This window comes from Candidatus Enterococcus testudinis (genome assembly GCF_002140915.1).
GTDB lineage: Bacteria > Bacillota > Bacilli > Lactobacillales > Enterococcaceae > Enterococcus_D > Enterococcus_D testudinis.
Genome location: NZ_NGKU01000001.1, coordinates 1,363,339 through 1,374,627 on the forward strand (window position 1 = coordinate 1,363,339; position 11,289 = coordinate 1,374,627).

Consider the following 11,289-nt stretch of genomic DNA (forward strand, 5'->3'; position numbering starts at 1 on the left):
CAAAACGTAAGGAGGCATTCCAAATGGCTAACTATCGTGATCGAAGAGTCGCACAAGAAATTTTAAAAGAAGTCAATCAAATTCTTCGCAAAAGTGTTCGGGATCCGCGGGTCCAAGATGTAACGATCACTGATGTGCGGGTCACAGGTGATTTGCAGCAAGCAACCATCTATTACAGCACATTGACTGATCTTGCTTCTGACAAGCAAAAAGCCCAAGCCGGTCTTGAAAAAGCAACCGGTTTGGTGCGCAGAGAGCTTGGTCAAGCCTTGTCCCTTTATAAAGTACCGGAAATCCAATTTGAATTGGATCAATCTGTACAATATGGAAACAAGATCGATGAAATGATTCGCTCGTTACACAAGGAAGATTAATCAAAAGGCTGTACCTTTTCGGTACAGCCTTTTTTTATGCTGGGCATTTTTAATAATGCGTGAATAATAGTGTGATAAGACCGGCAGTCGCTGCACCTAAACACCAGCCGCCAACCACATCGGTCAGAAAGTGTATGCCGAGATACACACGACTAAAGCCAATCAGAAAAGCGATCAAACATGCAAAAAGGGCCATTGGGAAAACCGCAGCTGGCAAGATCGTGCCAATCGTCATTGCTAGTGTCCCATAAAGAGCTGCTGAAGTCGCAGCGTGGGCGCTGGGAAAGCTGTGGTCTTTTTCTTCTACCAGACGATGGTCGATCGGTCTTTCGCGACGGACGATTTTTTTGATAAAAAAAGCCAGACCAGAAACGACAAAAATACTGGCGGCAGTTTGCGGCGCAATCGTGGAACGGGTCGCCGGAATGACAAACAATAACAACCCGATGCAAATGGTCGGTGCTGCTTTGCCTAGATTGGTAAAGAATAACATCATCCGTGTCACAGAAGGTGTACGATTCTTGATCAGCAATGCAGCAAAAGCTTCTTCTTTCTGCTGAAGTATACCTATTTGTATGAGAACTAAAAATAAAACAAATCCTAACAATGCGAGTACTGTGAAAAACACCATGTACGTACCTCCTTATAGAGATAGTTTATCACGAGCGCGGATCATACGAAAAGTAATTTGGTGCCGGGTTGTCATTTTTCTATGGTATAATAATCTAGTTGAATTGAATCGGAGGGATTTTATGGATGGCATTTTACCGTTATGGAAAGAACGCGGTCAAACCAGTCATGATTGCGTATTTAAATTAAGAAAAATTTTACAAACGAAAAAAGTTGGACACAGTGGCACCCTAGACCCTGATGTAGACGGTGTTTTACCGATCTGTATTGGCAAGGGGACCAAAGTCGTTGAATACTTAGTAGATTCTGGTAAACGTTATACCGGTGAAATCACGTTAGGAATCAGTACTACCACCGAAGATGCTTCCGGAGAAGTCGTTGAAGAAGTGAGGCTTGACACGCCATTTACGGTGGCAGAAATTGATGAAGCGATGGCACAAATGACCGGTACCATCACCCAAATTCCACCGATGTATTCTGCGGTCAAAGTCAAAGGCAAACGGTTGTATGAATATGCCAGAAACAATGAAACGGTAGAACGGCCAGAACGCAAAGCAGTGATCTCGGCTTTTAGCCGTATCTCAGATCCAGTCTATGATGCGCAAAAAGGCACACAATCATGGCGTTTCGACGTTTCCTGTGGCAAAGGGACTTACGTGCGGACATTGGCTGTCGATACTGGCAAAAATCTTGGCGTGCCGTCACATATGTCAGATTTGACAAGATTGGCTAGTGGCGGCTTTACGAAAGAGCGAGCAGTAACGATCGACGAAGTCAGGACGGCCATGGAAAATGGCACGATTGATGAATTGTTGTTGCCAATCGAGTATGGTGTAGCTGATTTTGAACAGGTGGCGATTGACGAAGCGCTTTGGGGCAAAGTCCGCAATGGTATGCGCCTGTCTTATCGCGATCTTGGATTGACCGATCGACCGGAACAGTTGATTGCTATTTTTTATCTAAATAAATTGGTGAGTATTTATAAAGCCCATGATAAATACCACGACATCGTAAAACCGGCGAAAGTGATCCGGACAGAAATAGGAGAATAGACATGGATATAATTGAAATTAGGCATCCTTATGACCAACAGATCATTCCTGATAAAGAGGTTGTCCTTGTACTTGGTTTTTTTGATGGGGTTCATCTTGGACATCAGAAAGTGATTGCTGCAGGACGTGAGATTGCCCGAGAAAAAGGCTACAAATTAGCATTGATGACCTTCAACCAACACCCCTCAATCGTTTTTCAAAAAGTCGATCCTGATGCAATGCAATACCTGACTAGTTTGCCACAAAAAGAGCAGCATATGGCAGATTTAGGTATCGATTACTTGTACGAAGTAGAATTTACCTCTGCATTTGCTAATCTTTCACCGCAAGATTTTGTCGACCAATATATGGTTGGCTTGCATGCCAAAGTGGTGGTCGCTGGCTTTGATTATACATACGGCAAAAAAGCAGCCGCCAATATGACATTATTGCCAACGTATGCCCAAGAACGTTTTGAGGTAGTCACAGTACCACAAGAATCAATCAATGAAGAGAAAGTCAGTTCCACGCGGATTCGAGCCGCATTGCAAAATGGCGAGATGGCCGAAGTCAATCGTCTATTGGGCTATACCTATGCCTTCGAAGGAATCGTTGTTCATGGAGATGCAAGGGGCCGAGAATTAGGGTTTCCAACAGCCAATATCAAAGTTAAAAGCACGGTACGCTTGCCGAAAGAAGGTGTCTATGTCACTGAACTGAAAGTCGGAGATCGCTGGTATCCTTCCATGGGATCGATTGGTCACAATGGTACCTTCGGACAAGGCAGACAGCTGACAGTAGAAATCTATATTTTGGATTTCCATCAGGACATCTATGGTGAAACAGTTGAGATTCGCTGGCATCATTTTCTGAGAGATCAAGTGGCCTTCAATGGTGCTGCTGCGCTGATTGAACAATTGAAGCAAGATGAACAGGATACAGAAGCTTATTTTGCATAAGTGAACTGAATAGAATGGCATCAAAAAAAGGAAAGCGAATACCCGCTCTCCTTTTTTCGTATTTATAAGCCATTCATCTAATTTTTTTATCTCAACAAAAAAAAGTAAACTCTTACGCGAATTCTAATGATTTCCCAATGAGTTGCTCTGCGATTTTCGATATACTAAAATCATTGAAATGATGAAAGATTATGCATTTTAATGTATAGAGAAAGGGAGATTATAGATGGGGAAAGTGGTAAAAAAAGAGCGCAACAAAGATTTAACAAAGATGAAAACACCGCATACATATGTCATTATATTTGGGGTTGTCATCATTGCTTGGCTACTGACGTTTTTGGTACCAGCTGGGAAATTTAGTACACAAGATATTGAATATACGGATGCCAATGGTGAAATCAGTACGAGAACTGTTTTGGTCCAAGACTCATTCCGGTATGCCTATCCATTGGCGCAGGCGTATGTCTATGACCAGTTAACGACTTTGGAAGAAAATACAGCGCAATTATCCGAGTTATCGATTGATCCGGAGGCGCTAGAGGCGGTGCTGGCAGAAGGGGCAGATGGACTGGATCAGACTCAGTTAGATGAGGTAGGTCTGACTGATGATCTATTATATGATTTGTATGGCGAAAAAATCTATGATACCTCAGAGAAATTGCACAAGACGGCCAAAGTATGGGGAACTGATGATTTTGGCGGATTCGGCTTTTTGAACTTTGTATTTGAAGGCTTGGTTTCTGGTGATAAGTATGGATCAGCAGTCGGGATTGCTGCACTGATCTTGGTTGTCGGTGGTGCTTTTGGCATCATCATGCAAACAGGAGCAATCGATGCTGGGATATTTGCCTTTATTAGTAAAACCCGCGGCTTAGAACGTTTGGCGTTGCCGTTGCTGTTTTTTGCCTTTTCATTTGGTGGCGCGACTTTTGGGATGGCAGAAGAAGTGATTCCATTTTCAATGGTGATGGTTCCTTTCGTGATTGCATTGGGGTATGATTCGATCGTTGCGGTCACAGTCACCTATGTCGCTTCACAGATTGGGAATGCGACGTCTTGGATGAGTCCTTTTAGTGTTGCTGTTGCTCAAGGAATTGCGGGTATTCCGGTTCTTTCTGGTGCGACCTTCAGAATCATCATGTGGGTCGTTGTGACGGCGCTGTCTGCAGCGTATCTGATGGTCTATGCGGAAAAAGTACGGAAACAACCAAAGAAATCATTGACCTATCAGTCAGATGCGTATTTCCGTAACCATCTAGAACAAACCTCTAATGAACAAAAACCATTCTTACTCGGACATAAATTGATATTAGTAGAAATGTTGGCAGTCTTGATTTGGATCGTATGGGGTGTGACACAAAAGGGGTATTACATTCCTGAAATCGCATCGCAGTTCTTTGTGATGGGACTGGGTGCGGGTCTGATTGCTGTTGTCTTCAAGTTAGAAAATATGGGATTGAATGATGTGGCTAGCTCGTTTCAATCGGGTGCTGCCGATTTAGCAGGCACAGCAATCGTTGTCGGTATGGCGAAAGGAATCTTGTTAGTATTAGGCGGTTCTGATGCCAATGTGCCTTCTGCCTTGAATACTATTTTGCATAGTATCGGTGGCTTGTTGAACAATGTGCCGGCAGTGATCGGTGCATGGTTTATGTATATTTTCCAAAGTTTATTCAATTTGGTCGTGACGTCGAACTCCGGTCAAGCTGCTTTGACTATGCCAATCATGGCACCTTTGGCAGATTTATTAGGCGTTTCAAGACAAATCGCTGTTTTGGCCTATCAACTCGGTTCCGGCTTCATGGATGCCTTCACGCCAGTGTCTGCGAGCCTGATTGGTGTCCTTGGTGTAGCACGGATCGAATGGGCCAAATGGGCCAAATTCCAAATCAAAATGCAAGGTTTTCTATTTGTATTAGGGACGATTTTTATCATGATTGCTGTAGCAATCGGTTTACAATAATCTACACAAAAGGAGACGACGAATAATGAAATTGATCAAACAAGTGGATGTCTATGCACCGGAACATCTTGGCGTCAAAGATATTTTGCTCAGCGGTGACAAAATTTTAGCAATCGATGATGAGATCCAGATCGATGTAACAGGTGTTGAAATAGCGGTGATCGACGGCAGAGGGATGCTTGCGACACCCGGATTTATCGATTGTCATTTTCATATTCTAGGTGGCGGCGGTGAGGGTGGCTATCAAAATAGAACACCAGAAGTGAAACTTAGTCAATTGACGACCGCTGGGGTGACTACAGTCGTCGGCTGTCTAGGTACAGATGGTGTCGGTCGTGATATGGCGGCTTTGATCAGTAAAGCAAAAGGGTTAAAAGCAGAAGGTATCTCTGCCTATGTCTATGACGGTTCCTATCGCTTGCCCCTTGATCCTGTCACAGATTCCCTTATCAAAGATTTCTTACTGATCGAAGAAGTGATCGGCATTGGTGAAATCGCGATTTCAGATCACCGCTCTTCACAACCAACGTTTGATGAATTCACCCGGGCAGCGGCGGATGCGCGGGTGGGTGGCATGCTTTCTGGAAAAGCTGGGATCATCAATGTTCATCTAGGCGGCGGTAAAAAGAAGTACGACATGATTTTGCGGACGATTGCAGAAACTGAAATACCAATCAGTCAATTTCTGCCCACACATGCAAACCGTACCAGTGAATTATTTGAAGCCAGTATTGCTTTTGCAAAAATGGGTGGGACGATCGACTTCACTGCCAGTGAAGATCCGGATTTTTGGGAAAAAGAAGACGATGAAGTCCGTTATAGTAAAGGATTAAAACGATTGTTGGCTGAAGGTGTGGGATTGGATCAATTTACAATGACCTCGGATGGTCAAGGCAGTCTACCTTATTTTGATGAACACAATCAATTTATCGGTTTGGGTGTCGGTAGTTCCAAAGCATTGATGGTGGGGATCAAAGAAGCAGTAGAAAAAGAACAGATTCCATTGGAAATCGCGTTAAGGGCGATCACAAGTAATCCAGCGAAGATATTGAAACTAGAAGGAAAAGGACGGCTTGCCCGAGGGCTGGATGCAGACATTTGCTTGTTGCAAAAAGATACATTACGCATTGATACTGTCATTGCTAAAGGCCAAGTGATGGTGGCAGATCAAAAAGTCAAAGTTTGGGGTACCTTCGAACAATTAACATAAAATAAAGTCCCAACGAAAGAGATACCTCTCTTTCGTTGGGACTATTTGTTTCCTTTTATGCGTCTAATTGATCCAAACGTGCCATATCATCTTCGGAAATCTCAAAATCAACTTTTGCATTGTCGATAATATAGGCTTCATGGACCGATTTTGGCAATGGCAAGATCCCTTTTTGTAATAAGTAGCGAATAGATACTTGCGGGATAGAAGCATTGTAGCTATCAGCAATTTGTTGGATATCGTCATTGTCCAATAAACGACCAGTAGCAATTGGCGAATAGCCTTCGACTAAAATGTCATTTTCTTTGCAGAATGCCAATAAATCTTCATTGGTGCGGCCAATGTGATAGATATATTGGTTGACCATTGGTTTCACATCACAATGATCAAAGATATTTTGCAAGTCTTTTTCATCAAAGTTGGATACACCGATCGATTTTACTTTACCGCTTAAGTAAGCTTCTTCAAGCGCTTTCCAGACATCGATATTTTCTAAAAAGAAATCTTTGTTTTCTGGATTGTCTCGCATGATTGACCAAGGACGAGGGGCATGGATCAGAATTAAATCGATATATCCCAAATCTAATTTAGCAAGTGAAGCATCAATGCTGTCAACTGCTTCTTGATAACTCTTTAATTCAGCGGGGACTTTTGTTGTAACGAAGATGTCTTCTCGTGTCAGGCCAGAATCACGTACGGCTTTTCCAACGGCTTCTTCATTCTTGTAGGCAGCTGCTGTGTCAACGTGGCGATACCCATTTGCTAAGGCGATTTTTACTGCGTTGTAAGCATCCTCAGGTGAAGACTGCCATGTTCCTAAACCAATTTTAGGAATGTTCAACTGGTTTTGCAATGTAAACGTATCTTGTAATATCACTATATCTACCTGCTTTCATATATATTAGATGTTCCATTATTTATTATAAAACGTTTTCTTCTTCAAGACAATCCTAACGATTGCAGCAACCTGTTGACAGTCTAGATAAGATTTGGTAAATTGACAAAAATAGGACAAAAGGAGAATAGCATGAATACTGCCGAACAAGATTTTACCTATTACAAGCGCTCGCTTATCCAAATGTATCAAGTCTATTTTCGGCGACGGATACTGGTGATCGCTACAGCGATGCTGATCATCATTGGTTATCTGTTGTTGATGCAAGAGGGCTATTTGATCAACGGATTGTTGCTGGTATTGCTGAGTGCATTAGAAGGATGGCTGTTCAAAAGGTATCAAGCAGCGGATCAAGTCATTGATGTGTACTTGAAAGACAATACACCGCCTAAAGTCCTGCAATTGACAGAATTTGAAGATGTCTATGCCTTCGAACAAGAGGACGGCACAATAGGACGGATCAAAAAAAGAGGCAATCGGAATTTCCCCTCAAATGATAAAAGGTTGACTTTGATGGCTGGTTACCAGAAGGGCTATTTTTTGAAACAGCCATTTGTACTATTGTATTATGATATGCTGGCAACGAAGTTCGATGAAGCCTATCGTTTGAAACGGAATCGTCAAAACGGTTTTCAACGATGGTCGCATCTTTTTAGTTTCCGTAGCTTCCGAGATTCAATCGGCAATGGTTTTCGTTTCTTATTAGGCAATCTTTTTTCCTGTTTATCATTTATCGATTGATTCGCTATGTGATTCAAATCCTCCAAGTCATGTTTTAGTCCCGCCCATTTCACGATTTTCGCTGTTTGGTGAAAAAAATGATAGGACATTTGATGCGCAAAAAGGTATACTAAAAGCACAAAAGGCAGTCAATGTCTTTTCGAACAACAGGTCCTGCACGCGTAAAGTAAGCCGTCAACAACTGCATATTTGATTGTGGCGCTAACAATTTGGGGGAAGTGTTAGTTCTTGCTTTCATCACGGAAGAGATTTCTGACGAAAGGAAGAGCGGAATCGGTCTTTGGACCGTACTTAACAAGTGCAGGTATCTTATATTTATACAAGACCTAGGGTTTTCCTGTCATGCAGGAAAACCTTTTTTGCGCTGGAAGTCCTAGGTAGGAGAACCAAAAGATCTGTGCTACAATGAGTGACGGTACAAAAGAAAGTCTGGTTTAAACAAAGGAGAAACGCGAAACATGAACCACGCTATTATAGAAGATACAGCTAAAGATATAGAAGATACAGCAGAAAAAAATATTTCAGCATACATACATATTCCATTCTGTGAACATATCTGCTACTACTGCGACTTTAATAAAGTATTTTTGGAAGGACAACCAGTCGATGAATACATTGAAGCGCTACTGAAAGAAATGGCGCAGACGCTAAAGAAACATCCGATTGATGCAAGTGAAACGATCTATGTCGGTGGGGGTACACCAACTTCTTTAACCGCCCAGCAGTTAGACCGCTTGTTGACTGGCATCCATCAGATTTTGCCTACATCAACGACGAAAGAATTTACTGTAGAAGCAAACCCTGGTGATTTAAGCGAAGATAAAATGGTTGTCCTTAAAAGTCATGGTATCAATCGTTTGTCGATGGGCGTCCAAACATTTGATGACCGATTACTGAAGAAAATTGGCCGCAAGCATACAGCAGCGGATGTTTACCAAACGATCAATATGTTAGAAAAGCATGATTTTCAAAATGTAACGATTGACTTGATCTATGCATTGCCAGGCCAAACAATGGAGAGCTTTCGTGATACATTGACACGCGCAATTGATCTTGGATTACCCCATTATGCGATGTATTCATTGATTCTTGAGAATAAAACAATGTTTATGAACTGGGTCAGACAGGGGCGCATGGCATTGCCTTCTCAAGAAGCAGAAACCCAAATGTTTGATGAGGCCATCGAAGCAATGGCAAGGGCTGGTTTAAATCAATACGAAATCAGTAATTTTGCTCGTCCGGGGTATGAATCCAAACACAATATGGTGTATTGGAACAACGCCCATTACTTTGGATTCGGTGCTGGTGCCAGTGGGTATTTGGGACAAACTCGTTACAAAAACAAAGGACCGATCCAACATTATCTTGAACCATTGCGACACGATACATTGCCGATTCATGAACGAGAAGTGTTAACAAAAGCGAATCAGATGGAAGAAGAGTTGTTTTTAGGGTTGCGGAAAAAATGCGGTATTTCGAAAACACACTTTCAACAAAAATTTGACACTTCTTATCAAGACGTATATGGGAAAGTGACACAAGAGTTGGTTCAAAAAGGTTGGTTGGCTGAAGAACTAGATAGGATCTATCTAACAAAAGCGGGCATGTTCATCGGCAATGATGTCTTTGAGGCGTTTTTAATCGATTCAGAGGCAAAATGAAAAAGCAGTCGCAGCTGCTTTTTTTATTTTGGTACACAGTTAGCACTCTCATGTAAAGAGTGCTAAAAAAGTGAGGCAAATGCTTGACAATCAAATGAGATGTGGTATATTTATAATCGTATTAGCACTTAGTAGGAATGAGTGCTAATTGAGGAGTGGATATAATGTTGACACCTAGACAACAAATGATATTGCACCTCATCATCCAAAATTATACGAATACTGGCCAGCCTACGGGGTCAAAACGATTGATGGAGGATGGGGTTGAAGCGAGTTCTGCAACCATCCGCAATGAGATGAAGGCGTTAGAAGCTGCTGGATTCTTGTTGAAGACACATTCATCATCAGGACGGGTTCCTTCTATACAAGGGTATCGCTATTATGTGGATCACTTGCTGAAGCCTTCCCAAGTGGGACCTACGGAGTTGCAAACGATTCGTCATTCTTTTGGCAAAGATTTTCATGAAATCAATGAGATCATTCAACAGTCTGCGACTATCTTATCCAACTTGACAAGCTATACAGCGTTGTCTTTAGGGCCAGATGTCAAAGAACGCAAGTTGACTGGTTTTCGGATCGTTCCTTTGAATGCCCGGCAAATCATCGCGATTATCGTGACGGACAAAGGAAATGTTGAAAATCAAGTTTTCACCTTGCCAGCCTCTTTAAGTGGTGAAGACCTAGAAAAAATGGTTCGGATCATCAATGATAAGTTGATCGGTGAACCATTGATGACAGTCTATCATCGTTTAAGGACGGAAATACCTATGATTTTGCATAAGTATTTTCAAACCACGGATGGCATCGTCGATTTATTTGATGCCATGTTGAGTCATATTTTTGAAGAAAAGATCTTTGTCGGTGGTCGGATGAATCTGTTGGATTTTGAACCGACACAAGACGTCAGCCAATTCAAGTCGATGTATTCTTTCATGAAAAATGCTGATCAGCTTACGCAGTTATTGGCGCCTAGAGATCAATCGATCCAGATTCGGATTGGCTCTGAACTGGGCAATGATTTGCTGCAAAATATGAGCTTGATCCAAGCAAGTTATGAAATCGAAGGGCATGGGCAAGGAACCATTGCGTTATTAGGGCCTTCCAGTATGCCATACTCGCGGATGTTTGGGTTGATGGATGTTTTTCGAAGCGAATTAGCCAGCAAATTAGCTGAGTATTACCGCACATTGGATCATTCTGATGCATAGCGGAAATTGGATAAAGAAGGGATGGTACGAGCGTGACGGAAAAAGATGAACAAGTAAATGAAGATGTCGTTCAAGGAACAGAAGAAACAATCGAACCTTCAGAAGAAGCAATCGATACAGCAGGCATCTCTGAGACTGAAGTTGAAAAAACAGAAGTTGAATTGCTGCAAGAAAAAAACAATGAATTAGAAGATCAGTTTTTACGGGCACGAGCAGAAATCGCCAATATTACTTCTCGCAACCGCAACGAACGTGAAACACTGCAAAAATATCGTTCACAAGATCTTGGCAAAAAACTTTTGCCGGCGATCGATAATCTAGAACGAGCAATGGCTGCAGATGTAGGCGAAGAACAAGCAGCGAACTTGAAAAAAGGGGTCGAAATGGTCCTTGAGAGTTTGCGTCAAGCATTGAAAGAAGAAGGTATTGAAGAAATTCCAGCAGAAGGTGTTTCATTTGATCCAAATCTGCATCAAGCTGTCCAAACAGTCCCTGCGACTGATGACGTGCCAGCAGATACCATTGTCAATGTTTTGCAAAAAGGGTACAAACTGCATGACCGTGTCTTGCGTGCAAGTATGGTTATCGTAGCACAATAAAATCAGTACGAATCATTC

At 42.2% G+C, this 11,289-nt stretch carries 11 protein-coding genes; 9 read left to right on the forward strand and 2 right to left on the reverse strand.

Annotation, left to right across the window (positions count from 1 at the left end):
• Positions 1 to 23: 23 nt before the first annotated feature.
• The gene (gene rbfA / locus A5886_RS06570) at positions 24 to 374 is read left to right on the forward strand and encodes a 30S ribosome-binding factor RbfA (RefSeq protein ID WP_086274208.1); all 351 of its coding nucleotides are present in this window, start codon (positions 24 to 26) and stop codon (positions 372 to 374) included.
• Positions 375 to 423: 49 nt separating this feature from the next.
• Here rbfA and A5886_RS06575 read toward each other — a convergent pair whose 3' ends face one another.
• The gene (locus tag A5886_RS06575; protein WP_086274209.1) at positions 424 to 1,005 is read right to left on the reverse strand and encodes a phosphatase PAP2 family protein; all 582 of its coding nucleotides are present in this window, start codon (positions 1,003 to 1,005) and stop codon (positions 424 to 426) included.
• A 121-nt stretch (positions 1,006 to 1,126) separates the two neighbouring features.
• Between A5886_RS06575 and truB the strand changes: the two genes are divergently transcribed.
• The 4 genes from truB (at position 1,127) to iadA (ending at position 6,167) form a co-directional block, all read left to right on the forward strand.
• Complete coding sequence (truB, locus tag A5886_RS06580) at positions 1,127 to 2,056, forward strand: tRNA pseudouridine(55) synthase TruB (RefSeq protein WP_086274210.1); 930 nt, start codon at positions 1,127 to 1,129, stop codon at positions 2,054 to 2,056.
• Between the two features lie 2 nt (positions 2,057 to 2,058).
• Entirely contained in the window at positions 2,059 to 2,994 is a 936-nt protein-coding gene (gene ribF, locus A5886_RS06585; protein WP_086274211.1) for a riboflavin biosynthesis protein RibF, read from the forward strand.
• Between the two features lie 226 nt (positions 2,995 to 3,220).
• The gene (gene yfcC / locus A5886_RS06590) at positions 3,221 to 4,957 is read left to right on the forward strand and encodes a putative basic amino acid antiporter YfcC (RefSeq protein ID WP_086274212.1); all 1,737 of its coding nucleotides are present in this window, start codon (positions 3,221 to 3,223) and stop codon (positions 4,955 to 4,957) included.
• 25 nt (positions 4,958 to 4,982) lie between these two features.
• Positions 4,983 to 6,167 carry a beta-aspartyl-peptidase gene (gene iadA / locus A5886_RS06595; protein WP_086274213.1) on the forward strand — a complete coding sequence of 395 codons (1,185 nt, stop codon included), beginning with the start codon at positions 4,983 to 4,985 and terminating at the stop codon, positions 6,165 to 6,167.
• A 55-nt stretch (positions 6,168 to 6,222) separates the two neighbouring features.
• Here iadA and A5886_RS06600 read toward each other — a convergent pair whose 3' ends face one another.
• Positions 6,223 to 7,044: an aldo/keto reductase gene (locus tag A5886_RS06600; RefSeq protein ID WP_086274214.1), complete on the reverse strand. Its 822-nt coding sequence runs from the start codon at positions 7,042 to 7,044 to the stop codon at positions 6,223 to 6,225.
• A gap of 150 nt (positions 7,045 to 7,194) precedes the next feature.
• Here A5886_RS06600 and A5886_RS06605 point away from each other — a divergent pair, with 150 nt between their 5' ends.
• The 4 genes from A5886_RS06605 to grpE all read left to right on the forward strand — a co-directional run bounded on the left by A5886_RS06605 (position 7,195) and on the right by grpE (position 11,271).
• A complete protein-coding gene (locus A5886_RS06605) occupies positions 7,195 to 7,803 on the forward strand; it encodes a hypothetical protein (RefSeq protein WP_256926163.1) in 609 nt (202 codons plus the stop codon).
• A 458-nt stretch (positions 7,804 to 8,261) separates the two neighbouring features.
• Positions 8,262 to 9,464, forward strand: a complete 1,203-nt coding sequence (gene hemW / locus A5886_RS06610) for a radical SAM family heme chaperone HemW (protein ID WP_086274215.1) — start codon at positions 8,262 to 8,264, stop codon at positions 9,462 to 9,464.
• A gap of 164 nt (positions 9,465 to 9,628) precedes the next feature.
• On the forward strand, positions 9,629 to 10,672 hold the full coding sequence (gene hrcA, locus A5886_RS06615) for a heat-inducible transcriptional repressor HrcA (protein ID WP_086274216.1): 1,044 nt from the start codon (positions 9,629 to 9,631) through the stop codon (positions 10,670 to 10,672).
• 32 nt (positions 10,673 to 10,704) lie between these two features.
• On the forward strand, positions 10,705 to 11,271 hold the full coding sequence (grpE, locus tag A5886_RS06620; protein ID WP_086274217.1) for a nucleotide exchange factor GrpE: 567 nt from the start codon (positions 10,705 to 10,707) through the stop codon (positions 11,269 to 11,271).
• Positions 11,272 to 11,289: the final 18 nt, after the last annotated feature.